The organism is Methylobacterium sp. FF17, assembly GCF_025813715.1.
GTDB lineage: Bacteria > Pseudomonadota > Alphaproteobacteria > Rhizobiales > Beijerinckiaceae > Methylobacterium > Methylobacterium flocculans.
Genome location: NZ_CP107532.1, coordinates 3,181,970 through 3,206,111 on the forward strand (window position 1 = coordinate 3,181,970; position 24,142 = coordinate 3,206,111).

Annotated in this window: 18 protein-coding genes; 11 read left to right on the forward strand and 7 right to left on the reverse strand. The window is 65.8% G+C overall.

Translation table 11 applies throughout. The annotated features are described in order from the left end of the window. Window positions 1–66: 66 nt before the first annotated feature. Window positions 67–2,205 (reverse strand): TonB-dependent receptor, encoded by a 2,139-nt coding sequence (locus OF380_RS14925; RefSeq protein WP_264045245.1) that lies wholly within the window; start codon window positions 2,203–2,205, stop codon window positions 67–69. A gap of 248 nt (window positions 2,206–2,453) precedes the next feature. Here OF380_RS14925 and OF380_RS14930 point away from each other — a divergent pair, with 248 nt between their 5' ends. From OF380_RS14930 to OF380_RS14945, 4 genes are all read left to right on the forward strand, one after another. After that, a complete protein-coding gene (locus tag OF380_RS14930; protein WP_264045248.1) occupies window positions 2,454–2,720 on the forward strand; it encodes a ferredoxin in 267 nt (88 codons plus the stop codon). Then, complete coding sequence (locus OF380_RS14935) at window positions 2,717–4,009, forward strand: NAD(P)/FAD-dependent oxidoreductase (protein ID WP_264045250.1); 1,293 nt, start codon at window positions 2,717–2,719, stop codon at window positions 4,007–4,009. The genes OF380_RS14930 and OF380_RS14935 overlap by 4 nt, the downstream gene beginning before the upstream one ends. After that, on the forward strand, window positions 4,006–5,250 hold the full coding sequence (locus tag OF380_RS14940) for a cytochrome P450 (protein ID WP_264045252.1): 1,245 nt from the start codon (window positions 4,006–4,008) through the stop codon (window positions 5,248–5,250). Before OF380_RS14935 ends, OF380_RS14940 begins: the two co-directional genes overlap by 4 nt. A gap of 177 nt (window positions 5,251–5,427) precedes the next feature. After that, on the forward strand, window positions 5,428–6,027 hold the full coding sequence (locus tag OF380_RS14945) for a protease inhibitor Inh/omp19 family protein (RefSeq protein WP_264045253.1): 600 nt from the start codon (window positions 5,428–5,430) through the stop codon (window positions 6,025–6,027). Window positions 6,028–6,037: 10 nt separating this feature from the next. Here the strand turns inward: OF380_RS14945 and OF380_RS14950 are convergent, their stop codons facing one another. Beyond that, window positions 6,038–7,762, reverse strand: coding sequence for an outer membrane beta-barrel protein (locus tag OF380_RS14950; protein WP_264045255.1), 1,725 nt, complete (start codon window positions 7,760–7,762; stop codon window positions 6,038–6,040). 405 nt (window positions 7,763–8,167) lie between these two features. Between OF380_RS14950 and mutL the strand changes: the two genes are divergently transcribed. Next, window positions 8,168–10,075 (forward strand): DNA mismatch repair endonuclease MutL, encoded by a 1,908-nt coding sequence (gene mutL / locus OF380_RS14955; protein ID WP_264045257.1) that lies wholly within the window; start codon window positions 8,168–8,170, stop codon window positions 10,073–10,075. Window positions 10,076–10,172: 97 nt separating this feature from the next. On the opposite strand, the gene OF380_RS14960 is transcribed toward mutL, so the two are convergent. From OF380_RS14960 to OF380_RS14975, 4 genes are read right to left on the reverse strand one after another with little or no spacing between them, the layout of a single operon-like run. Then, window positions 10,173–11,267: an NAD-dependent epimerase/dehydratase family protein gene (locus OF380_RS14960; protein ID WP_264045258.1), complete on the reverse strand. Its 1,095-nt coding sequence runs from the start codon at window positions 11,265–11,267 to the stop codon at window positions 10,173–10,175. 32 nt (window positions 11,268–11,299) lie between these two features. After that, window positions 11,300–12,391: a hypothetical protein gene (locus OF380_RS14965; protein ID WP_264045260.1), complete on the reverse strand. Its 1,092-nt coding sequence runs from the start codon at window positions 12,389–12,391 to the stop codon at window positions 11,300–11,302. Between the two features lie 3 nt (window positions 12,392–12,394). Then, window positions 12,395–13,918, reverse strand: a complete 1,524-nt coding sequence (locus OF380_RS14970; protein ID WP_264045262.1) for a hypothetical protein — start codon at window positions 13,916–13,918, stop codon at window positions 12,395–12,397. 38 nt (window positions 13,919–13,956) lie between these two features. Then, entirely contained in the window at window positions 13,957–17,016 is a 3,060-nt protein-coding gene (locus OF380_RS14975) for a glycosyltransferase family protein (protein ID WP_264045264.1), read from the reverse strand. A gap of 505 nt (window positions 17,017–17,521) precedes the next feature. Here OF380_RS14975 and OF380_RS14980 point away from each other — a divergent pair. The 6 genes from OF380_RS14980 to OF380_RS15005 all read left to right on the forward strand — a co-directional run bounded on the left by OF380_RS14980 (window position 17,522) and on the right by OF380_RS15005 (window position 23,232). Beyond that, window positions 17,522–18,175, forward strand: coding sequence for a class I SAM-dependent methyltransferase (locus OF380_RS14980; protein ID WP_264045266.1), 654 nt, complete (start codon window positions 17,522–17,524; stop codon window positions 18,173–18,175). Then, complete coding sequence (locus OF380_RS14985; protein WP_264045269.1) at window positions 18,096–19,376, forward strand: glycosyltransferase 61 family protein; 1,281 nt, start codon at window positions 18,096–18,098, stop codon at window positions 19,374–19,376. Before OF380_RS14980 ends, OF380_RS14985 begins: the two co-directional genes overlap by 80 nt. 21 nt (window positions 19,377–19,397) lie before the next feature. Continuing rightward, entirely contained in the window at window positions 19,398–20,150 is a 753-nt protein-coding gene (locus tag OF380_RS14990; RefSeq protein WP_264045272.1) for a hypothetical protein, read from the forward strand. Next, entirely contained in the window at window positions 20,147–21,292 is a 1,146-nt protein-coding gene (locus OF380_RS14995) for a GSCFA domain-containing protein (RefSeq protein ID WP_264045273.1), read from the forward strand. The genes OF380_RS14990 and OF380_RS14995 overlap by 4 nt, the downstream gene beginning before the upstream one ends. Window positions 21,293–21,455: 163 nt before the next feature. Further along, window positions 21,456–22,154, forward strand: a complete 699-nt coding sequence (locus OF380_RS15000; RefSeq protein ID WP_264045275.1) for a glycosyltransferase — start codon at window positions 21,456–21,458, stop codon at window positions 22,152–22,154. A 52-nt stretch (window positions 22,155–22,206) separates the two neighbouring features. Further along, window positions 22,207–23,232: a KpsF/GutQ family sugar-phosphate isomerase gene (locus OF380_RS15005; RefSeq protein WP_404810615.1), complete on the forward strand. Its 1,026-nt coding sequence runs from the start codon at window positions 22,207–22,209 to the stop codon at window positions 23,230–23,232. A gap of 290 nt (window positions 23,233–23,522) precedes the next feature. On the opposite strand, the gene OF380_RS15010 is transcribed toward OF380_RS15005, so the two are convergent. Beyond that, window positions 23,523–24,134, reverse strand: a complete 612-nt coding sequence (locus OF380_RS15010) for an FMN-dependent NADH-azoreductase (RefSeq protein ID WP_264045277.1) — start codon at window positions 24,132–24,134, stop codon at window positions 23,523–23,525. Window positions 24,135–24,142 lie beyond the last annotated feature (8 nt).

Sequence of the window (24,142 nt, forward strand, 5' to 3'; positions counted from 1 at the left end):
GTCGGCCTTTATCTTGCGGCCGGGCCGCAGACAGGGGCAGACCGCGCGAACGCCCGCTCCCGCCGCTCAGAATCGCGCCGTCAGGAACAGGCGCACGTTCCGACCCGGCAGCAGGATCTCGTCCTTCTTGAAGGAGGCGGAGTTGCGGATGCGGTCGTCGAGGAGGTTGCGCCCCTGCAGGCCGAGGGTGACCTCGCTCATGCCGTAGAGACCCGGATCGAGGGGCTTGGTGTAGCTCAACTCAGCGCGCAGGTCGTCGAAGCCGGGCGTGACGGTCTCGATCGGCGCGATCTCCGTATGGGCGAAGGCATGGAGCAGGTTCACGCGGGCGTACCAGCCGTCCGCGCGCACGAAGACGCCGCCGCCGAGGCGGTGCGGCGGGATGCGCGGCACGAAGGTTCCGTCATCGAACTGCGCCCGCACGAAATCGTACTGCGCATCGAGGCCGGCAAAGCCGTTGCCCACCGGGATCAGGTCGAGTTGCGCCCCGATCTCGGCCCCGTAGAAGGTGGCGTTGGCCTGCGAGTAGACGATCTGCTGCAGTTCGTCGTCCGACCCGCAGGAGCCGAAATCGTCACCACAGCGGATGCCGGTGTCACGTTTGTAGATGAACCCGGTGTAGCGCGTGTAGTAGCCCGTGGCGTCGAGGCGCAGCGGCCCTTCCGCTCGGCGGATGCTGGCCTCCACGGTGCGTGCGCGTTCCTTCTTCAGGTTGGCGTCACCGATCTCGAAGGTCTCCGTCGCATCGTGCGCGCCGCGCGAGTAGAGTTCGAACGCGGTGGGGGCCCGCTCCACGAACGAACCGTTCAGACTTGCGACGAAACCGTAGGGCAGGTCCTGCAGGACGCCGAAGCTGACACTCTTCGGCGCAAACTTGCGCCGTCGCCCGAAGGAGAGGGGCTCTTCGCCGTCGACGGGGCGGTAATCACCGGGGAAGGCCGTGGCCGTTCCGGTGGCGCGGTCGCCCTCGATCCGCCCCGCCGCCTGCAGGCTTAGACCGCCGCCAAGCGCCAGTTCCTCGAAGAGGTACACGGCGTTGCTGCGGGAATCCGTCGGCGCCAGCAGCCCGCCCGCCTCGCCGGCGGTGCCGAGGGTGCGGCGTCCGGCCTGTAGGCCGAGGGCACCGGTGAGCGTCCCGAAGGGCAGGGCGACGGGCACGTGCTGGAACTCGACGCGCCCCTCCGCCTCGCGGTTCTTGAAGGTGGCGCGGATGCCGTCGATGCCCTGATCGTCGAGGCCGGTCTCGTCGTGGCGATAGACCGAGCCGCCGAGCCAGAACCGAACCGCCGCGATGGGCCCGTCGAGGGGCCGGTACTCGCCACGGGCCAGCAGTCGGTCCTGGCGCGGATCGAGGCGGGTGCGACTCTCGGCGGCCTCGCCTCCGGGGATCTGATAGAGCGCGTCATAGTGGCTGTAGGACAGGCCGACGAAGCCACGGTCGCCGATGAACGACATGCCGACCGCGCCGCCCTGGCTCTCGTTGGCGGAGTTCCGCTGGATGCCGGCCGGCGTCGCGTAGCTGTCCGCGGCGGTCCGGAAGCCGTCCGCGTGAACCGCGACGTTGCCGGAACCCCCATCCACCGTGACCGCGCCGAGGCGGCCGTTATCGACCGAGGAATAGCCGGTGGTCGCGGAGCCGGAGACGCCGTTCGCCGGAATGAAGGTCGGGACGCGGTTGTTCTCGGCGCTGACGACCCCGCCGATCGCCTGCGAGCCGAAGCGGAGCGAGGCCGGTCCCCGGATCACCTCGATCCGGTTGGCGACCAGCGGATTGATCGGCACTCCGTGATCCTCTCCGAGTTCGGAGACGTCCTGGATGCCGACCCCGTTCTCCTGGATGCGCACCCGGTTGTTGTCGAGGCCCCGGATGATCGGCCGGCTGGCAGCGCCCGGCGCGTAGGTCGAGGCGGAGATGCCGGGCCGATCGCCGAGCGCGTCTCCGAGGGTACGCGGTTGGTCACGGGCGATCTGCTCGGCCGTCACCACCGTGACCGGGGAGAACGTGTTCGTGACGACGGGCAGGATGCCGATCGGGGGCCCCGCCGATGGGACACCGGTCGGGCTCGGCACGATCGGGCTCGGCGACGTGACGCTGAGTTCCTCCAAGGTGGCCTGCGCCTGCTGTGCAACGGCGGGCCCCGCCACGATGCCGGCTCCAACCGCGACCGCGCCCGCCCAGAACCCCCTCGACCGCCGAACCTGCATCGCACCCTACCATTCATGTTATAATGTTACGTTGCGCAGACGTTATAGTATTGCAATGCCTAGCGTATGTGCCAGGGCGTTTCGGTGGTTGCTGTTGCTCCGGCGCACCAACGTGGGGCGACGGGTTTTCCGCTCGCGCATTGCCGAGTGATCGATGGTTCCTGCTCGTGACCCTGCTTCCCTGGTGCAGCGCACGATGTGACGTTGCGCGCGCGGAACTGGATGAGGATGCCGGGGATTGCGCAGGCATGTCTGAAACGTCCCATCCACCCGCGCCGGATACCGGCAACTCACACTCCGGAAGGGCCCTGCGGGTCACCGTCGACCTCAATCTCTGTCAGGCCTACGCCCAGTGCTGCTACGCGGCGCCGGACCATTTCGTCCTGAAGGGACGCGAAGCCCTGCACTACGATCCCGCCCCATCCATCCGTTCGCGGATGGATATCGAGCGCGCGCGGATCGCCTGCCCGGTCCAGGCGATCCAGGTGGAGGATATCGGGACCGCGCGGGAATGACCGGTTCCGAGATGCGGATCGTCGTGGTGGGCGCCTCGCTCGCCGGCTTGCGCGGCGCCGAGAGCCTGCGCCTGTCGGGCTTCGCCGGACCTCTGACCATCGTCGGGGCCGAGCCGCACCGCCCCTACGACCGGCCGCCCCTCTCGAAATCGGTGCTCATCGGCGAGATCGCCGCCGATGGCACGACCCTGCCGAACCTCGTCGATCTCGATGCGCAGTGGCGGCTCGGAGCACCGGCGATCCGGCTCGATCGCGCGCGCCGCACGCTCACCCTCGCGGGCGGCGAGTCGGTGCCCTATGATCGCCTGCTCATCGCCACCGGTGCCGCGGCGTGTCCCTGGCCGGACCCGGCGCAGGCGCGGCTGGCAGGCGTGCACACCTTGCGCGGCCGCGACGATGCCGAGGCGCTGCGGCGTGACCTCGCCGCCGAACCCCGCCACGTCCTCGTCATCGGCGGCGGCTTCATCGGATGCGAGGTGGCGGCCTCCTGCCGGACCCTCGGCCTGCCCGTGACCCTGGTGGAGACCGGGCCGACCCTGCTGGCGGGCATCCTCGGCCAGCACCTCGGCAGCGTGGTGGAAGCCCTCCACGCCGCCCGTGGCGTCGCGATCCGGACCTGTGCCAAGGTTTCTGCACTGGAGGATGACGGCGAAGGTCGCGTGGCGGGTGCGCGGCTCGATGACGGTACGGTGATCCCGGCCGATGTGGTGGTGGTGGCGCTCGGAGCGAAGCGGAACACCGCCTGGCTCGAATGCTCCGGCCTCGCCTTCGACGCGGGCGGCCTCGATTGCGATACGGAGGGTTACGCGCTTGATGCGCAAGGCCAGCCCGATCGACGCATCGCGGCGGCCGGTGACGTCGCCCGCTTCCCCCACCCGCTCTATCCCGGCGGCCGGGTCGCCCTCGAGCATTGGGGGCACGCGGTGGCACAGGGCGCGCGCGCCGGTCGCCTCTTGGCCGGGCTCGAGCCAGAACCCTACGCCGATGTGCCGGCCTTCTGGTCGAGCCAGGGCGGGATCACGATCAAGTCGGTGGGTCTCACGGCGGGGGCCGACGGTTTCGTCATCGCGCGGGGCGACCCGAAGGAGGGCCGTTTCCTCGCGGTCTACGGACGCGAGGGGCGCTCGATCGCGGCCGTCGCCTTCGATTGCGCGCGCTGGCTCCCGGCCTATGCCGAGCAGATTGCGGCGGGGGCGGCGTTTCCGCCCGAGATGGGCGGCGTCGATGCGGGGCCGATGACGGTCCTGCCGCCCGCCTTCCCCGAAGCCGCCAGCAAGGACGAGCCATGAGCGACGACACCCTGTTCGCGCGGATCAAGGAGGAGGCGAACCGGCCGGATCCATACCCGCTCTTCGCCGCTTTGCGCGCGTGCCCGGTCTCGCGCCAGGACGACGGCACCTACGTGGCCGCGACGCACGCGGCGATCGCCAGCCTGCTGCACGACCCCCGCGTGAGTTCGGAGACCCTGCCGCCCGCCGACAGGCCGAGGACCGGCAATCCCTTCCAGGACTGGCTGGTGAAGCCGGTCCGGGACCACATCACGGATACGCACCGGCCCTTCATCTTCCGCGACCCGCCGGACCACGACACCCTGCGCGCCGCCGTGATGCATCAGTTCACGCATCAGCGCGTCCAGGCGATGCGGGCGCGCTCTCACGTGCTCGTGGACGAGATCCTGACCAAGCTCGGCGACGCCCGCACCATCGATATCGTCGACGATCTCGCCTATCCACTTCCCGTGACGGTGATCTGCGAGCTCCTCGGCGTGCCGCCGGAGGACGAGTCGCGGTTCCACGGCTGGGCCACGCAACTCGCCACGGCGCTGGAGCCCGACACTCTGAACGACGCGGAATTGCGCGCCGAGAACAGCCGCACCTTCGAGACCATCTCGGACTACATGCAAGGGCTCATCAAGGAGAAGCGCGCGAACCCGAAGGACGACATGCTCTCCGGTCTGGCGACGGAAAGCGGCGAGGGCGCGCCGCGCATGGGCGACTTCGACCTGATCGCCACCGCGATCCTCATGCTGGTTGCCGGGCACGAAACCACGGTGAATCTCATCACCAACGGCATGCTCACCCTGCTGCGCCATCCGGAGGAACTGCAGCGCCTGCGCGCGGATCCGACCCGCGCCCCCCGTGTGGTCGAAGAGTTGTTGCGCTTCGAGCCGCCGGTGCAATTCCGCACGCGAAAAACCCTGTGCCCGATCACGCGGGACGGCGTCACGATCCCGGAGGGTGCCCCCCTGGTTCTCCTGCTGGCCGCGGGCAACCGCGACCCGGAGGTCTATGCCGAACCCGACCGCTTCGACCCCGACCGCACCGACAACCGCCATCTCGGCTTCGGGGGCAGCCTGCATTACTGTGTCGGCGCGCCTTTGGCCCGGTTCGAGGTCGAGGCCGCCCTGGTGGCTTTGTCCCGGCGCCTGAGGAACCCGCGCCTCCTCGCCGACCCGCCGCCCTACCGGCCCGGCTCGGCCCTGCGCGGTCCGAAGCACTTGCGCCTGGCCATCGACGGCATCGATCCCTGATGCGTCCCGGGGCGCCGCCCTGAGGCACGCGCGCCACACCGTTCGGCAAATGTGACGCCCTCCCGGCAAAACCCGCGCACGTTGCAGAGCATGCCTTGCGGGCAGCGCAATTGCCGGTGACGCAGGCCCGAACCGGGGCGGCCTGCCCCGTTCCTGCCCCTTCGGGAATTGCCATCGATGCCGCGCTCGCCCCTGTCGACAGTCGCCATCCTCGCGCTCACCGCCGGTCTCGGTGCCTGCGCCTCGCAGCGCTTCGACGGTCCCGTGCGCGGCCGCGCCGCTCCCGGGCCCCAGGCTGCCCTGGAGCCGGTCGTTCCGGCGCTCCCCTCCGGCCCCGTCACCTCGTCGCCGCTCGCGCCCCCGCCGGGTGCGACCGCCGCGCCGGCCGACCTGCCGCCGGTCGGCGCGAATGTCGCCGTCGCCCCTTCGACGCCGGTGATCGCGCCCGAGCCGGCGCCGAGCATCGCCCCGGTGGCGCCGCCGCCGGTCATCGCCAGCGGCCGCTCCTCGGTGGTCGGCAGCTGGAACGCCAAGGACGCCACCGGCGCGAGTTGCAAGGTCTCGCTGTCGAGCGCCCCGGCCCTCGACCTCTACAAGGCCAGCGCCTCGGGCTGCCCGAACAAGGACCTCGCCAAGGTCACCGCCTGGGATTACCGGGATGGCGAGGTCTACCTCTACCAGCCCGGCGGCACCGTCACGGCCCGCCTGCGGCAGGGCGGCGGCGCGCTCGACGGTGCGCTCTCGAAGTCCGGCGCGTCCCTGGCGATGGTGCGCTGAGCCGCGCCGCTCACGGGTTGATCCGCACCCCGAGCAGGAAGGTGTTGGCGGAGAAGCTCGATCCCGCCACCGAACTGTCGAGGCGCTGGTAGATGTAGCTGCCGCGCATCGCCAGCCAGCGGTTGAAGCGGTAGTCGAGGCGCGCGGTGGCCGAGAAGCCACGCTCCGTGATGTTGGCGCCGTCGTAGTCGTTCGAGAGCAGGCTGATCCCCCCGATCAGCGAGAGGTTGCGCAGGAGGTCGTGCTGGACCTCCAGCGTCGCCGTCTGGGTCAGCACGCCGCTCGAATTCGGCACCGAAGTCTCGGTGACGCCAGTGGCGGCGTTGAAGCGGACCGTGGTCAGGGGGCTCGCCGTCCAGATCAGGCCGGCCAGGACGACCGGCGCCGTCAGGTCGCGCAGGCGCGGGTCGACGTAGCTCCGGTGCTGCAGGCCGGCGGAGATCTCTCCGGTCACGAAACGGGTGAGGGCGAAGCTCGCGCCCCCTGATACGGTGAGACCGTCCGAATCACGGCTGAGGCCGCTCGAATCCCTCCGGAGGTCGTAGACCCGGCTATCGGCGAGCACACCGACGAAGGGGGTGATGACCGGCGAGATCTCGTAGCCCGCCCGCAACTGGAGGCCGTACTGCGTCAGGTTGCGCTCGCTCTGGCGCAGGAGCGTGCCGTCTGCGAGCTGCGCGTCCTCGAATTCGGACCGGTCGACGAGCCCGCGCAGCGACACCTGCATCCGGTTGAAGCGCTCCGTGACGCCGAAGGTGGAGCCGTAGCTCGCCACCAGCGGCCGTGAGGCGACGGCGGCCGCGAGGTCCGGTGTGCCGGCCCGCTGCGTGTCGAGGACGAAGCGACCCTCCACGTCGAAGCGCGTGTCGCGATTGGCGTCGATGCGCAGGCGGGTCACGCCCGAGCCGTTCGGTCGGCTTGCCCCCGGGTTGTCCGGGTAGTCGCTGTAGCCGCCGCGCAGGTCGCCGCTGAGTTCGCTCGAGGACCAGTCGCTGCGGAAGGCGAGCTCGCCGTCCGTGCGCAGGGCGATCGAGGGTTTGGCGAGGCGATTGACGATCTGGTCTGGGTTGGTGTCGTAGCCGACGCTCTGCTGAACGGCCGGGAGGATCGTGAAGGTGCCGACCCTGATGCCCAGCGGGGCATAGGCCTCGTCGATGGTGATCGGCCGGCGCAGGGCTGTGCCGAGTAGGAACCCCGAGGTCTGGACTCCGGCGAGCGGCAGCAGGGTCGGCAGCGGCACACCGACGACGGCACTTCGCACCACCGGCGTCAGGCGCAGGTCATAGGATTGAGTCTGGGTCACCGCCCGGGTCGGCCGCATCGTCGCCGAGCCGAAGCGGCGCGGCGGTGCTGCGCGCAGGCGCAGAAGGTTCGTCGGCGCCCGGTTGTTGGCGCCGCTGGTGCCGCCGGAGACGAGGGCGCTGCCCGAGCGCGCGCCGGCGAGCGCCCTGGTGCTGGAGCGCGCACCGCCCCCGGCCTCACCCGTCGTGGAACTGCCCGCATTGCCGCTGGGCGTCGCGTCGGACGTCGTCGCGGACCCTCCCGAGGCGTTGCTTCCACGCAGGGCGCCCGAAGACAGGTCGCTGGCGGAACTCGTCCCGCCAGGCCGGTCGGTGCCGCTCGCCGTGATTGCCTGGGCGCCGGCTTCGGCCGGGAGGAGGGCGAGGGCAGCCAGGACCGCGAGCCCCAGGGACTTCCGGTTCGGCCCTCCTGCGCTCGGCGCTGCACGCGTCACGGATCGTGATCTTTCCGCTGTGCTCCGCGCCGGTGGGCGCGTCGGGAGAGGGCCATCGCCGGATCGGCGGGCGCTTCGATCCCCCGGGAGAGCCGCTGCGCCATGGTTAACAGGGCTACAACCGGCAGGGTTAACGGCCCGTCAATGAGAGGACGCGCGGCGCGGGTTTGCCGGTCGTTCTCGCAACGGGCGACGCGCGATCCGGGCCCGTTCCTCACGCCGCTCAAGAACCCGTTTCCGCGCTGGCACCGGGGCCTGTCTGGCGGGGACACTCACGACCGATGCCCGTGAACCCGGAATCCGCGCCGGTCACCGCCTCGACCGCTGTGGAGAACGCGTACGCTTTCGGCCTTTCGCGGCCGAGCCTTTCGGGCGTGAGGGGCTGCGCCTATACTGCACGGCCTCATGACAACGCCACCCCGTCCCGTCCGCCGCCTCGACCCGATCCTCGTTGACCGCATCGCGGCGGGCGAGGTCGTCGAGCGCCCCGCCTCCGCTGTGAAGGAGCTGGTGGAGAACGCCATCGATGCAGGCGCGCGCAGCATCGAGGTGACCATCGAGGGGGGCGGCCGTCGTCTCATCCGGGTGGTCGATGACGGGGCCGGCATGAGCGCCGACGACCTGGCCCTCGCGGTGGAGCGCCACGCCACCTCGAAGCTCCCCGGCGGCGATCTCACCCGCATCGATACCCTGGGGTTCCGAGGTGAAGCGCTGCCCTCGATCGGCGCCGTGGCGCGTCTGACGCTGACGAGCCGTACGGCGGAGGCCGGGACCGGCTCCACCCTCACGGTGGATGCGGGCGTGAAAGGGGAGGTTCGCCCCGCTCCGAGCGCGCGCGGCACCCGCATCGAGGTCACCGACCTGTTCTCCGCCACGCCGGCGCGACTCAAGTTCCTGAAGTCCGACCGGGCCGAGACGGCCGCCATCGGCGACATCCTGCGCCGCCTCGCCGTGGCGCAGCCGGGCATCCGGCTGGTGCTGCGCCCCGAGAGCGGGGCGCCGCAGGTGTTCCCCGCCGAGACCGAGGTGGGACCGGCGGCGACCCTGCGCCGGCTGACGGCGGTGTTCGGCCCGGATTTCGGCGCCAACGCCCTCGCCCTAGAGATGGCACGCGAGGGCTTCGCGCTGACGGGCCATATCGGCCTGCCGAGTTACCACCGGGGGGCTGCCAACCAGATCCACTTCACGGTGAACGGGCGTCCTGTGCGCGACCGGCTGCTGCTCGGGGCCGTGCGGGGTGCCTATGCCGACACGATGAGTTCGGACCGCCACCCCGTCCTCGGCCTCGCGATCCTTTGCGATCCGTCCCTCGTGGACGTCAACGTCCATCCGGCCAAGACCGAGGTGCGCTTCCGCGATCCCGGCCTCATCCGTGGCCTGATCGTCAGTGCGATCCACGAGACCCTGCGGCAGGCGGGGCTGCGCGGCGCGACGACGGGCGCCAGCCGGACCTTGGAAGCATTGCGGCCGGCGGGCCTGCAGGTGAATGGCGCCGCCAGTGCGTATCCGGGGCCCGCCCCTGGTCCGCCCCGGGGACTTCCCTCCTGCGCGGCACCTGCCGGCTATCGGCCGTCACCGTCTGCGGCCCCAGCCTTCGCCGGTCTCGCCGAGGGCCCCCAGGCCCGCTTCGACCATGGCTTCGCACCGCCCTCGGCGGACCTTCGTGTGGAGGCGGAGCCCGTCCTGGCCGAAGCGGAGGCGCACCCCCTCGGGGCAGCACGGGCGCAGCTGCACGAAACCTATATCGTCGCCCAGACCGCCGATGGCCTCGTTCTCGTGGACCAGCACGCGGCTCATGAACGCCTCGTCTACGAACGGCTGAAGCGCGAGCGGGCGCGGGGCGGCATCGCGCGCCAGGGCCTTCTGATCCCGGATGTCGTCGAGCTGCCCCCCGACGATGCGGAACGCCTCGTGGCGGCGGCGCCGGATCTCGACCGCCTCGGCCTGACCCTCGAGGCCTTCGGAACCGGGGCGGTGCTGGTGCGCGAGGTGCCGGCGGCCCTGGCGAATGCCTCGATCCGGAACCTCGTCACCGACATCCTCGACGCCCTCGCCGAGAGCGGGCTCGAAGACGAGAGCCCCGACGGCACCGACGCGGGCGGCGGCCCCCTCGGCCGTCGCCTCGACGCGATCCTCTCGCGCATGAGCTGCCACGGCTCGATCCGGGCCGGACGGCGCCTGCGTCCCGAGGAGATGAACGCGCTCCTGCGCGAGATGGAGGCGACGCCGCTCGCCGGCACGTGCAACCACGGCCGTCCGACCTTCGTGGAACTGAAGCTCCACGATATCGAACGGCTGTTCGGTCGCCGTTAGCGAGCCGCTCCGCGTCCTGCGCCATTCCATCCCGAGCGCTGGGACGAGCGGATCCGCATCGCCCCGCCCCGCTCGATGTCGCGGCCGGCTCCGAACCTCACCGGCCGTTCGAGCCTTCGGCCTCTCGGGTCTTGCGGACCCATTCGGCGAGGGAGGTCAGTCCATCCCGCAGACTCGTGCGCGGCGTCCAGTTCAGGATCGTCTCCGCCGCCCGGATGTCGGCGACGGCGTGACGAACGTCGCCCGCGCGAAACTGTCCGGTGACCCGTATCTCGGTCTCCGGCGCGCCGAGCACGGCTGCGAGTTCGCGCGCGGTTTCGAGGATCGTGGATGGCGTCCCGCTGCCGATGTTGATCGGTTGCTCCGGCCGCGTCGCCGCCGTCAGCCCTCGGAGGATCGCGTCGACGACGTCTTCGACATAGACGAAGTCGCGAACGATCTGCCCATCCTCGTAGATGTTGAGCGACTGACCCTGCAGGATCTGACTCGAGAAGATCGACAGCACGCCCGTGTAGGGATTGTTCAGGCTCTGGCCGGGGCCGTAGACGTTCTGGAATCGTAGCACGACCGGCTCGGTCGCCGTGCCGAGCAGCGCCTGCATCACCACGAATTCCTGCATCAGCTTCGTCGATGCGTAGATCGAAGCCGGGGCTGTCGGAGCGTTCTCCGGCGTGGGCACGGCGCGCAGGGCCAGACCGTCCACCATCGGATCGAACAGGCCTCGGGTCATGTCCCGGGGTTGCCGGGCCGGGGGCACGACGAGGCTTCCCGCGCCGTCGCGGTACGCGCCTTCGCCATAGACGGCACGGGAGGAGGCCAGCACGAGGCGACGTCCCACGCGCTCCGGCAGGCTGCGGACGGCCTCGACGAGCGCGGCCGTGCCACCGACATTGACGTCACAGTAGCGGTGGACCTCGTCCCACGATTGCCCCGTCCCGGTTTCCGCCGCGAGGTGGATGATGTGGTCCGGCTTGGTCTGCGCGACCACGCGGGCGATCGCGTCCCGATCGCGGATGTCGGCCTGAACGAAGTCCGTGCCCTCCGGAAGTGCCCCGCAGACGGCGTCTGGCCCGTGGATTTGCGGGTGCAGGTTGTCGAAGACGCTGAGATCGTACCCCATCTCCGCCAGGCGAGGCAGGAGATGCGATCCGATGAAACCAGCACCGCCGGTCACGAGGATGCGTTCACGCATGGCTCAACTCCAATTGGTGCTGCGCGGAGGTCTCAGGTACGGGCCTGCACGGCCAAGTCGTAGAGTTGGCGGTACGAGCCCGGAAGGTCCTGTCCGCCGAACAGAGATGCCAGGTATTGTCGTTGCGCCGCCATGAACGGCGCCGGGTCCTTCGTTGCCGCTTCGGCGAAGGTGAGCCAGTCGTCAAGGCTCGAAACGACCTGCAATCCCTCGTAGATGCCGATATCGATGTTGCCGTCGGCGCTCGCCCATACCGCGGTGGGGATCCCCGCCCAGACCATGTCGAGGAGCACACTGGACGGTGCCGAGATGCCGAAGGTGAACTTCTCGAGCGCCTGCTTGTAGAGCGGCGCCCGATTGAAGCGCACATTCTTCGGCAGAGCGACTTTGTTCTTTTCCGAGTATCGGCCCGCGGGATGCGGCCTCAGCTCAGCCGTCCCGCCCGTGGCGGCGATCGCGTCCGCGAACCGGCCGAGCACCTCGACGAACTCGATCTTTGCCCCCGCGCCGAAGCGGACCGAATGCAGGTTCTCGCAGATCAGACCGTGCAAAGGGGCAGCGTGGGCCGGCCACGGCCACGGGCGCTCGATCACGGGCGGATGCGACAGGGCGACGAGGGGGCCGACCGTCAGGATCTTCGCCCTCTGGTCGGACCTGACCGAATGAAGCCGCTCGATGGGAAACCAACTCGCGGCGATGTCGCAGGCCATCCCGATCCGATGGCCGAAGGCGGTATCGTGGGCGTCGTTATGGTTGAAGCCGATGCATTCGAGGCCGTGCTGGAGCGTGACCCGGGTGAACCCGGCGGGCGCGGCCAGAAACACCTGATGGCAGAAGGCATGGGCTCCGAGCTCGGATTCGCTTGCCGATATCAGAAGGCCGCATCGGCGGTTGAGCGCCGCCACCACGTCGAAGACCGTGTCGACATCGACCAGAACCGCCCCGAGCTGCTGGGCAATGTCCTGGAGTTCCGCGAACCAGACGCCGTCGGAATCGCGCTTCCGAAACTGCGTGCTGACGAGGAAGTGGAGTTCGAGTCCCCCCAGGTCTCGGAAGTGCTTGGCCAATGGCCTGATGGCAGCGACGTCCTGCTTCAGATCGAACAGAAAGGCGGCAACGTTCATGGGTCAGGAGGCTCCGGCGCCCTGCGCCTTCCCGATGGCGGGGTATGAAGACAGGCCGGCCACGTGGATCTCCAGCGAGGGGAAGGCTCGTCGGAAGACATGCATGAGGTTCGAGAGGGCGCTGTAGTAAGCCTCGGTCTCGTACAGGATCTGATGCGGTTCGGATGGCAGGACCGGCAGCGCCGCATCGAGCAGCAACATGTCGTGGGCCGCGAGCCTCACCATGCGAACCTTCTTGAAATCCTCGGGCTCCGACAGACCTGACTGGAGCGGCTCCGCCAGATACGGAACCAGTCCCGGCTTGACCCAGACGGCCAGGACGCGTCCACCCACGTGATCGAGACGAACATCGAACGCTTGTTCGCCGCGCGTATAGGGCGACCGGATCGACAAGATCCCCGCCGCGCGAGTCGCAGGGACAGTCGCGCGCTCCGGATCGAGCGCATACAGCACGGCCTGCGTGCGCGGGCGCAGGCCTCTCGAATCCTGGGTGCCACCGCCCACCCGATGCTGCCGGGTGAGGAACAGGAAGAGCGACACGAGCACGTTCTCGAGGTCCGAGATGCGCTCCACCACCTGCGTGATCTCGCCGAGCGTGTCTGAGCTGATCCGGCAGGCCCCGCGCTCGATATCGGCGAGGAGCTCGCTCGCCTGCGTGTAAACGGCCGTATCGAGATCGAGATAGAGGGGGAACCCTGGCGAAAGAACCTGGGCCCCGCCGGAGATGGCGGTCAGGGCGCGGTTCGGAGACTTGGCGCGGCTGAACGACTGCCCATTCACCGGCAGGAAGGCGACAAGTGCCTGATCGAGGGCGATCGCCTCGCGCTCTTCCGTCCAGGCCTCGATCGTATAGGGCACCGGAAGCCGGCTGATCCGGGCGAGATTCGCCGGATTCAAGGAGTTCGTATCGGTGAGAATCGTCAGATGGACGTCGAACCGACCGGCCGCGAGCTCGGCCAGGGACCAGGAATAGGCGCAGAGATCCTGGATCCCCACGGGAAAGAACGGATTTGCGCCAATCCCGAACCAGAGGACCTCGATCACCCCGGTTTCCCGGGTCCGTTCCAGCGACCCGGCGAGGGACGCCGAGACGGTTTGCGCGTCGATCTTCGGGTACGGGTCCGGCAAGATATGCACCGGCAGGCCCGGCACCTGCTCCCTGACGACGCGCTGCATCGTTGCCGTCGAGCAGAGCGCGAACTGGAACACGGGTCCGAAACGCCGCAGCCAGGTGCGAAACCGCGTCAGGCGCGGATCGTCGTCCTGACTGAAGTAATCGTCGAACAGGTCGACGCCGACCACGATACCGCGTGCGCGAAGGATCTTGGCGATGCTGATGGCACCGACCGAATAGGTTTTCGAGAACACGCAGACGGAGCACGCCGCGAAGTCGGCCTCCGTGACCTCGTCCATGGATTGAATCGCCACATCGAAGTAGGCGGACTTGGTCTTCAACCGGTCATACCGGATGCGACTGCCAGCCGTGACCTTGTGCTGCTTGGTCGCTACGAGGAAGAGGATGCGCATGTGCGGCTGAGACTCGCCCTGGTGGAAACTCGGCCGCGTCAGAAGGACCTGACCAGCGTGCTCGCCCGGACGGCGGGCAGCAGTCGCGCGGCACTGAGCCGTGTCGCCTCGAAGACCTTGACGCCGCGGGGCGAGCGCGGAAAGTCTCGGGCGGTGACGGACAACAGCGAGGTGCAGAGGTTCGTGTACCCCGCTTCCACCGCTCGGGTCGATAGGGTCACACCCGCTTGAGCGGATAAAGCAGTGGCGTCCTTCAGCCCTCCCACCTCTCGCCACACATACATGGAGATCGCCATGCAGGTCAGAAGGTTGGCCGCGACGGGGTAGATTGCCATCGGCAGAAGGGCAATGCTGTCCAGCTCTTTCAGGGACAGGGCCGGCGGCCCCGCGAAATCGACCCGGCCGGGGAACAGGCCCGCGCTCTTGAGGACGTAGTTGTTTTCGGCAGGCGTCCGCGCCCTGATCTGCAGGCAGCCCACCGTTCCGGTGCCGTCCAGCGTGGCGAGGCGCGCCAGCGTATCCAGGGTCCTCGGATCGTGCAGGATCATGCTCTGGTCGAGCAGCACGAGAACGTCCCCGGTCGCCCGCGAAGCCAGAACGTTCAGCGCAGAGTTGATCTGCGAGGTGTCGAGGTCGGAAACGACCTGGCCCAGTCCGGGGAGGATGTCCGCCACCAGTTGGCGAAGGGAATCGAGTTTCGAGTCATGCGCCGCTGCTCCGACGATGATTTCCTGGACATTCGGCGCAGCCTGTGCGGCGAGCGAGGCCAGGAGCGGCTGGAGATTGTGCTCGGGCTGCTCGACCAGCACGAGGACCGAGATGCTTGGCGCGGAAGGACCGATCTGCGGCAGGATCGTCGGCTGATCGCGCGGGACCGGGGAGATGAGATCCGCCTGCGTCGGCGCGCCGAGGTCACGGAACAGAATGGCGAGCGGCAGCAAGCGATCCGCGTGCGGATCGGGCTGCGGGTCATCCCCACGCCCCTCGAGCGCAGGGAAGCTCTGGCGCGCGATCCGGCCGAGCTCGGTCACGGCGGCGAGGGGTCCGCCCTCGGGTAGAGCGATGAACCAGCGCTTCGTTGGTGCCGCGGGGTCGGTGACGATGTGGGGCGCGAAGGCCGACGCGGAAGGAAGGGGTTCCCGCGAAACCAAGCCGGCGATCGTCGGGACAGCGGCGTTGCCCAGCGACAAGCGCAGCCGACCCGGACGGGACGCGGCTCCATCGGGCCGCTTCAACTGTGCGACGGCATGATCGGCGAAGCCGCGGTCACCGAGGTCGCGGTCGACGCGCGCCTCGATATTCGTGGCGCCGACCGGGATCCGGGGCACTGCCGCAAGCCATTCACGCAGGCTCGGATCGAAGATCGGTTCCGTCCCGATGACCGTCGATAGATCGATGTCGAGACCCGCGAGCGCGAACTCGGCGGGGTGGTTCTCGCCACCGATGCAGTCCGTGAGGTAGGTGTCCGACAATCGGCGCAGGTCCGACAGGCTTCCCGATTCGTCACCGAGTGCCGAGACCTCGGCCTCGTGCGGACCCCCGCGCAGCAGGGATGGGAACGGCACGAGATCGATGAACGCGATCTCGCCCGCCGCAGTGCAGCCGACCACAAGGAGCGGCATGTAGGCCGAGCGCATGCCGACCGGGTAGATCGCCGCATGGGGCGACAGCTCCTGCTCGTCGACCTGGATCAGACCGAGGGTGCCGGTCGGGGCACGTTGCAGCTGATAGACGCGCAGGACGGTGGGCGTGATCCCGGAGGTGACGGCCGGGGCGTCGAGGCTTCGGACCTTCAGGAGGCGGCTGTTCGCCCACCAGAGATCCGCAACGTGGAGCCGGTCGCGGCCATCGGCGGTCCGAAGGGTTCGGAAGGACGCGAGATCGTTCCGGTGAGCCCGAAAGCTCGGCGGCGCATAGCTCCGCCCGTCGAGGCGGACCGACGGGAGCAGGCCGGGCGCGTCGTCCAGGAGGTGGAAGAGGGCGTGCAGGCCGCCGATCGGTAGTTCGAACCCCTTGCTGTGGCTCGAATCGCCGACATGGGCATCCACGTCGGACCGCCGCATACGCCGCGCGTTCCAGCCGAGCCTGACATCGCCGCACCAGATCTCGAGGGGCAGACCCTCTGCGCGACCCCGCTCCTGCGGGGACCAGGCCCAACCCACCACCTTGTCGTCGATGAAGGCGTCGACGTGGAATCCGTCGACGTCGCGTTCATCCGCCGGCGGAGCGTCGGCCTCCGTTCCCGCACTCGACGCGTGAGTGGTGGGAGCCACTGCGGAGGCCGCGAGCTCCTGTGCCCGCGCGAAGACGGAGAGAACTTGCTCCGCGAGGCGCTCCGGACTGTAGTCGCGCCGCAGCTTCTCCTGAGCGCGCTCGACCTGGGCGCGGTGCGCACCACCGTCCTCGAGCAGGCGCTCGAAGGCCGCGAACCATTCCGCCTCACCGTCGACGAGGAGGCCGCAGCCGTCGGCGCAGCAGGCATCGTAGACGGTGCCGCGCGAAGCCACCACGGCAAAGCCGCAGGCGGTGTACTCCACCCACTTCGTGTCGGCCTTGACCGCGTTGAAGGGGGTCTGGGCCAGCGCGCAGATGCCGATCGTCCAGCCAAGCCCTTCGAGCGTGTCCATGAACGCGCCGTAATCGCCCACCGGTGGGATCGTCCGTACCCGGTCGCCGAACAGCTTGAGTGCGTCAGGCATCGGCGTCGAGCCGAAGATCTCGAAGGTCACCTCCGGCCGGCCCGTGAGCAGGCGGACGAGCGCCGGGACGACGGGCGCGAGGTCGTGGCTGTGGTCGGTGCCCATGTAGCCAATGACAGATCGGATGGGTTCGACCGGGGCACGCCGAACGCGATGGGCACAGTAGAGGGAGCCGGCGACCACGCGCGAACTCTCCCCATCGCCGAACAGGCGCTGCCGCAGGGCCGGTGTCGAGCAATATGCGAGGGTGGTTTCCGCCAGCAGGTACCGGATCGTCGCCAGACGGTCGGGATGCATGTGCAGAGCCTGCTTGGCAGCCCCAAGTTCGATCGGGATATCGAGCAGGTCGTCATCGATGTGGAAGATGGTCGGGACACCGCGCTCGCGGGCCCAGTTCACGATGGTCTCGGGTTGCGGACCGCTGTAACGGCAAAGAATGATTAGCTTCGGTGCAAGTTCATTCAGACGCGCTCTTATCCAGGACGCCGCAGGATCACCGCGCATTTCAGGACCGAACCGCTCTTTCAGAGCAGATTCAGTTATAAGCTCTTCGTCGATTAAATTATTCGATTGATCAATCGATCCTAATTGAAGGAACGGATCAAGAAAACTAATAACAAGGCTAGCTACCTTAGAATTAGCGACATATGCAATCTTATCGAGGGGATAAGTTGTGGCAAGCCCGGTGCCAACAAGCATTTCTTTGTCTCATACATCATGCCGAGTGCTGTCTGTACGGTTCTTAGGGCAATGTGCTATCGTAGGCAACATCGGTCGGGCTGAAGCGATATCGCGGCTTGTGTGCATGCGACTGAGACGCTAGCAGGTGTTACCGATAACGGGCCAAAATCCCTTTTACAATCAGAACCGAGCTTAGCTCAAAAGCGACGATTGGAAGCTGTAAATGAGCCTTTGGCAAGACAATCTCAACAATAAAGGCAAAATAATTCATAAATGGGCGCATTATTTCCCTGTTTATGAAAAGCATTTCGAGCGTTGGCGCAATAGGTCAATGGTTTTCTGGGAGGTGGGCGTCTACGAAGGCGGGTCACTTCAGATGTGGCAGAAGTATTTTGGCCCATCTGCCATCATCATCGGCCTTGATATAAACCCCGCGTGCACGAAGCATGCTGCCGAGGGTATCAATATACGTATCGGCGATCAGAGCGATACAGCTTTCTTGCAACGTGTCATCGATGAGTTCGGTCCGCCCGACGTCGTTCTTGATGACGGAAGTCATCACATGAAACAAACGTGGGCAACGTTCTCTCATGTATATCCGCAAGTTCCGAAAAACGGAGTTTACATGGTTGAGGACATGCACACAAGCTACTGGGAAAACTGGGGCGGAGGACTCGATGTTCAAGACTCTTTTATTAATAAATCGAAAAAACTAATTGACGAGCTAAACGCTGATCATACAAAGGGAGCTCTTCTCCCAACAGAATTCACGAGAACTACAGACAGCATAAGTTTCTATGACAGCATCGTCGTATTTGAGAAAGGAAATATTTGGTGGAAGCGCGGCTTCCGCACTGGTGGCAATAAAGAAACTTGAAAGCCAATCTAACGTGCCTAAATCAAGCCAGATTGACTTGACTATCAAAACAGAGAGGGGGTTGACCGTTCATCCCCTCCTGTTGGGCAGTGCAAAATCAAGACTTCTGCTTCCGAACGCGCCGTCCTCATCTCATTTTGAACATCTCCGAACGAAAAAAGGTAAGATTGTCAATCTGTTCGAGATAATAGCCGAGGAAGCAACATCTCAGGCCCAGCAAGCTTTTGATGAAAGGGTTATCTATGGTGGGCCGCTTTTTGATCATTTCGGTCATTTGATAGCTGAGAGCGTGCATCGAATTTGGCCGCGCCTAGTCTATCCTGAACTGTCTAAACTGAAGATAGCATTTCACCCAACGCCAACGAGATCAGGCTACTCTCAGGTTAAGCATGCATGGATGATTTCTGTGCTTTCGTACATGGGTGTTAGCAGAAGCGATATAATTTTAATCGATCAACCTACGTATTTTCGAGAATTGCTCATCCCTCAGCAGGCACGCGGTCAAATATTTTCGACTGCAGATCCTAAATACAACGAATTATTCCCGTTAATCGAAAAATCGACTGGATCTGCGTTTCAGAGAACTGAAAAGTTCATCTACGTATCGAGGCGGCGATATCTACACTCCGGGTCCTACTTGGGTGAAGTCCTTGTCGAAGATGTTCTGCAGAGCGTCGGTTTTACGATCGTTTATCCTGAAGATTGGGATGTAAAAGATCTTGTTGACTTATTTTGTGGCGCTGAAGCAATAGTCTTCAGTGAGGGAAGCGCTATTCATGTGCTGGAGTTGTGCGGAAAGATCTCCGCATCTGTTTTTGTAATTTGCCGAAGAAGCACGAGTTTTGTTAAGACCGTTTTTGGGCAAATCCTTTCGGAATTTGCGGCGCGTCATGTACTAATTGAAAATACGGAAGTCGTTACACCTTTGGACTGGGACCGCAGTAAAAACTTGCCAACCGTCGGTAATGCAAGCGCTATCGTTGATATCAAAAGTCTGCTGGAAACGTTGTCGAATGATATCTCTATCAGTATTCCTGTTCCATCAGATGAAGCAATAAGGCATGCTCAGCAACGCGATCTCCTTCGCATGATCCTTGATAAGAGATCTACAAAGGCTGGAACTGACGTTTGTAAACTCGGAGAACTTTTAATCATTTTAAGAAAGCAGTTCGAAGATCACTATTTACTCGAGGATCGATAGGACTACTCGACTTTGCCGGTGATGCAAAAACTGATCTTGGCACCGCCTGAGGTATTTATGAACTTTGCAAAAGCAGATCCTACGATTCTCGTGATCGGGCAAAGCCACGTAGAAGCCGTGCTTTCTGCCAACCCGCCTGAGAATAAATTAAAGATTATCAATCTTAATTCGGTTGACCGATCAATCTCAATTGCCGACAAAATCAATCTGGGCGGGTATTTGCCAGAGCCAGCCGAGAATTCAATCGTATTTTCGATGATTGGTGGTAACTTTCACAACACATTCGGATTAATTGAAAGTTCGCTCCCATTCGATTTCGTTGAGCCGGAGAGCCATAACTACTCCTTTGGGTCGAAGCGATACCTAATTACATATGAATTAATCTTCCGGTATTTTACCGATGCAATGAGAGGGGGCTTTCTTAGATCAATTTTGAAACTGAAAAACTACTACGGAACTCCGTTCGTTCATATCATCTCGCCGCCGCCGATCGGCGATGACGAGCATATCAAACAGAATCCCGGTGGTTACTTCAAAGATAAAGTTCATCTTGGAGTAACGCCTGCTGAATTACGCGGGAAGCTTTATCGACTCCATACGCGTGTAATTGTCGAGTTCTGCCAGGAACACGGCATCCCAACGCTCCCCCCGCCGGCCGAGGCCGTTACCGAGGACGGGTTCCTGGCGCGTCCATTCTGGAAGAACGATCCCACGCACGCCAATGCCGCCTACGGGCGTTTGGTGCTCGAACAGCTTCGCGGATACACGGCATGAGCGCCAACCCGTATCAGGGCCGACCGGACTACCAGTTCTGGAAGCGCGGCGGCGGTTTCGATCGCGCCGAGGACTTCGATCCGGTCACCGGCCCGTCCTTCGCCATCACCCCGGGGGATTCGGTGGTGACGGCGGGAAGCTGCTTCGCGCAGCACGTCTCGCGTCATCTCATGAAGGCCGGGTTCAACGTGCTCGTCACCGAGCATGCGCATCCGCTCATCCCCGACAAGTATGCCGCGCAGTTCCACTACGGATTGTTCGCGGCCCGCTACGGCAACGTCTATACCGCCCGCCAATTGCGCCAACTGCTGGAGCGGGCCTACGGCCTGTTCATCCCGCGGGAGAGCGCCTGGCCGCTGGGCGCGGACCGCTGGGTCGACCCGTTCCGGCCACAGATCCAGCCGGGCGGCTATGTCTGTGTCGCGGAGCTGGAGGAGGACCGCCGCATCCACCTCGACGCCGTCCGCCGCGCGATCGACGGAATGTCGGTCTTCGTCTTCACGCTCGGGCTGACGGAGGCATGGGTCGATCGCGCCGACGGCGCCGTCTATCCGCTCGCGCCCGGGGTCGCCGGCGGGGTCTATGATCCCGATCGCATCGCCTTCCAGAACTTCACCGCCGCGCAGACCCGTGAGGATCTGGAGTGGTCGTTGAACTTCATCCGCCGCCGCAATCCCGGCGTGCGCGTGATCCTAACGGTCTCGCCTGTTCCGCTGAACGCCACGGCCGTCGACCGGCATGTGATGGTTTCGACGGCCTACTCGAAGGCGGCCTTGCGGGTTGCGGCCGAGGAGGTCTCGGGTTCCCTGAGGGACGTCGACTACTTTCCATCCTTCGAGATCGTCACCAGCCCCCACGCCGGGTCGACCTACTTCGCCGACGACCGGCGATCCGTCACCGAGGCCGGCGTCGCCCACGTGATGCGGACGTTCCTGCGGCACTACGGTGCGTCTCAGGATGCAGCGGCGGTGATCCCATCCGTATCCGAAGAACCCGACGGAGTAACCGTCACGGCAGCCCCTCCGGCCGCGGTACCGCAGCGCGATATCGACACCGCCCGCGAGAACGTCCGACGCGAAGTCGCGGCCATGAGTACCCTGGTCGAGACCCTTTGCGACGAGGAAGCCATCGACAACACCTGACCGCGCGCGTGAAGCAACCGTGTTGCAGCGCTGCCCTTGTTCGGCGGGGTGCGTTGCGGCAGGATCGATGGGTATCCCGCCTGGACCGTCACGGCTGACGTCCGGCGTTCTGAAGCGGGAGCGGCCCGCGCCGTTCGATCCCCAGACAGAGCGAGACCACCGCATGAGCACACGGCTGAAAGTCTATGTCGGCTACGATAGCCGAGAGGACATCGCTTGGCAGGTCTGTCGGCTCTCCCTGAACCGGCACGCCAGCATTCCGGTCGAGGTCTATCCGCTGCGCCAGGACACGGTGCGCGAACTCGGCCTCTACACGCGGCCGCAGGACAAGGGTGCGGCGACCGAGTTCTCGCTGACCCGCTTCCTCGTTCCCTACATCGCCGCCCACGAGGGTTGGACGGTGTTCGTCGATTGCGACTTCCTGTTCACAACGGACATCGCCCGGCTGCTGGACAGCCTCGACCCCGCCAAGGCCGCCTACGTCGTGCAGCACGATTACGTGCCGCGTTCGGCCAGCAAGATGGACGGACAGGTACAGACGACCTACCCGCGCAAGAACTGGTCGTCCTTCATGGTGTTCAACGGGGCGCACCCGGCGATCAAGGCGCTCACCCCGGACGTGGTGAACACCCAGAGCCCCGCCTACCTGCACCGCCTGTCCTGGGTCGAGGACAAGGATCTCGGCGCGCTGGACCTCGGCTGGAACTTCCTCGAAGGCGAGTACGACAAGCCTGAGCAGGTTCCGCCCGCGATCCATTACACCAATGGCGGTCCCTGGTTCCCGAACTGCCAGGACGTCGACTTCGCCGACCTCTGGATCGCGGAGAAGGCACGGTTCGAGAAGACGCTCGAGACCGCTTGACGCTGCGGCTGCCACAACGCCGCCATATCGCTGGGTGCAAGATCACCAAATGATGAACGACCTGGCAATCCTGCACCGGCCCGTCCCCCCGAACGATGACGATCCCGGATCCGACGCCGCCGTTCGCTCGACCGGCATCGGCAGTCTCGAGATCGGCATGCAGGCCATGCAGGAACTCGTCGAGGCGCTGCACGGCGACCTCGGCGTTCCCTTCGAGAAGGCCGTCGGCACGATCCTGAGAACCCGCGGGCGTCTCATCGTGTCCGGGATCGGCAAGAGCGGGCATATCGGGCGCAAGCTCGCCGCGACGCTCGCGTCGACGGGGACACTCGCGTTCTTCGTGCATCCCGGCGAAGCGAGCCACGGCGATCTCGGGATGATCGCGCGGGACGATACCGTGCTGGCGCTGTCGTGGTCCGGCGAAACGAGCGAATTGGGCGACCTCATCGCCTTCACCCGCCGCTTCTCGATCCCGCTCATCGCGATGACGTGGAACCCGGCGAGCACGCTCGGACGGGCCGCCGACGTCCTGCTTGCCTTGCCGCGCGTGCGCGAGAGCTGCCCGCACGACCTCGCGCCGACCTCCTCAAGCCTGATCCAGCTCGCGATGGGTGATGCCCTGGCCGTCGCCCTGTTGGCGCGACGCGGCTTCACGAGCTCCAACTTCCGAACCTTCCATCCGGGCGGCAACCTTGCGGCTCGGCTCAAGACCGTGGGGCAGCTTATGCACACGGGCGACGAGATCCCGCTCGTGGGATCCGGGACACTCATGCGCGACGTGCTGCTGGCGATCGCGGGGCGGCGCTTCGGCTGCGTGGGTGTGGTGGACGAAAGCGGGATGCTCGTGGGTGTCGTGACCGACGGCGATCTGCGCCGCCATATCGGCTCCGAACTCCTGGCGATGCCGGTCGAGGACGTGATGACCGAGAATCCGCTCGTGGTCGATCCGTCCCTGCTTGCGAGCGCCGCCCTCGAAACCATGAATCGTTGCCGTGTCACGGCGCTCTTCGCGGTGGAGAATGGCCGGCCCGCCGGCATCCTGCACGTCCACGATCTGCTGCGCGCCGGCATCGTCTAGGCCGCGCTGCGCCTCATTGGATCCCTGAGAACCTCGGGTCTCGGACAGATCTCTCGGCCGGGGGTTCACGGAACCTCGCCGAGCATGCCTTTCGGTAGATTGAAGCAGGCCCGTGGGCGTCCGAGCATCACGGCTCCGTCGCCTGGGCCCGAGGAGGTTGTGGGCGATGACCTACGCCGCCCACAACCTCTTCAAGATAACGAAATTTCGGCACTGAGCTTAGACGCCGTCGTATGGCTGCTTGGACCTTCATACGGCTCCCGGCGCTCGAATCCGGTTCTCGGATTCCCTCAAACGGCAGGCAGGCTGGACACGGCCGCAAGGGCTCCGGCGAGGGCCTTCTCCCGGAATTCCGGGCCGATGGCGATGCCCTCGGCCACGATGACCTCCGGATTCGTGATGCCGATGAAGGTGAGGATGGTGCGCAGGTAGGTCTCGGCGTGCTCGGAGGCCGCGGCCGGCGTACCCGCCCCGTAGAAGCCCCCCCGTGCCACGGCGACGATGACCCGCTTTTCGGATACGAGGCCGACCGAGCCGCTTTCCGTGTACTTAAAGGTCTTACCGGCGACGAGGATGCGGTCGATCCAGGCTTTCAGCTGGGAGGAGACCGTGAAGTTGTAGAGCGGTGCGCCGATCACCACGATGTCGGCGTCCAGGAATTCATCCAGCACCGTCCGGCCGAGCGCCACATCGTTCTGAATGTCGGAGGTGTTGGTGGCGTTGGGCTGGTGGCCGGCGAGGTAGGCGCCCGAGAGGTGCGGGATCGGCTCGGCGGCGAGATCGCGATAGGTCACGGCGAGATCCGGCGCCGCGGCCTTGAGGTGCGCGACGATCGCGGCGGAGACGGTGCGGCTGACGGAATGATCCCCCAGGATGCTGCCGTCGACGTGCAGGAGCTTCATGTTCGGTC

What these genes read in the sequence shown, in the direction of transcription:
- OF380_RS14980 (WP_264045266.1), top strand. Translation starts at nt 17,522, where the DNA reads ATGAGCCTTTGGCAAGACAATCTCAACAATAAAGGCAAAATAATTCAT.
- OF380_RS14965 (WP_264045260.1), bottom strand. Translation starts at nt 12,391, where the DNA reads ATGAACGTTGCCGCCTTTCTGTTCGATCTGAAGCAGGACGTCGCTGCC.
- OF380_RS14935 (WP_264045250.1), top strand. Translation starts at nt 2,717, where the DNA reads ATGACCGGTTCCGAGATGCGGATCGTCGTGGTGGGCGCCTCGCTCGCC.
- OF380_RS14925 (WP_264045245.1), bottom strand. Translation starts at nt 2,205, where the DNA reads ATGCAGGTTCGGCGGTCGAGGGGGTTCTGGGCGGGCGCGGTCGCGGTT.
- OF380_RS15005 (WP_404810615.1), top strand. Translation starts at nt 22,207, where the DNA reads ATGAACGACCTGGCAATCCTGCACCGGCCCGTCCCCCCGAACGATGAC.
- mutL (WP_264045257.1), top strand. Translation starts at nt 8,168, where the DNA reads ATGACAACGCCACCCCGTCCCGTCCGCCGCCTCGACCCGATCCTCGTT.
- OF380_RS14945 (WP_264045253.1), top strand. Translation starts at nt 5,428, where the DNA reads ATGCCGCGCTCGCCCCTGTCGACAGTCGCCATCCTCGCGCTCACCGCC.
- OF380_RS15010 (WP_264045277.1), bottom strand. Translation starts at nt 24,134, where the DNA reads ATGAAGCTCCTGCACGTCGACGGCAGCATCCTGGGGGATCATTCCGTC.
- OF380_RS14990 (WP_264045272.1), top strand. Translation starts at nt 19,398, where the DNA reads ATGCAAAAACTGATCTTGGCACCGCCTGAGGTATTTATGAACTTTGCA.
- OF380_RS14970 (WP_264045262.1), bottom strand. Translation starts at nt 13,918, where the DNA reads ATGCGCATCCTCTTCCTCGTAGCGACCAAGCAGCACAAGGTCACGGCT.
- OF380_RS14960 (WP_264045258.1), bottom strand. Translation starts at nt 11,267, where the DNA reads ATGCGTGAACGCATCCTCGTGACCGGCGGTGCTGGTTTCATCGGATCG.
- OF380_RS14995 (WP_264045273.1), top strand. Translation starts at nt 20,147, where the DNA reads ATGAGCGCCAACCCGTATCAGGGCCGACCGGACTACCAGTTCTGGAAG.
- OF380_RS15000 (WP_264045275.1), top strand. Translation starts at nt 21,456, where the DNA reads ATGAGCACACGGCTGAAAGTCTATGTCGGCTACGATAGCCGAGAGGAC.
- OF380_RS14940 (WP_264045252.1), top strand. Translation starts at nt 4,006, where the DNA reads ATGAGCGACGACACCCTGTTCGCGCGGATCAAGGAGGAGGCGAACCGG.
- OF380_RS14930 (WP_264045248.1), top strand. Translation starts at nt 2,454, where the DNA reads ATGTCTGAAACGTCCCATCCACCCGCGCCGGATACCGGCAACTCACAC.
- OF380_RS14985 (WP_264045269.1), top strand. Translation starts at nt 18,096, where the DNA reads ATGACAGCATCGTCGTATTTGAGAAAGGAAATATTTGGTGGAAGCGCG.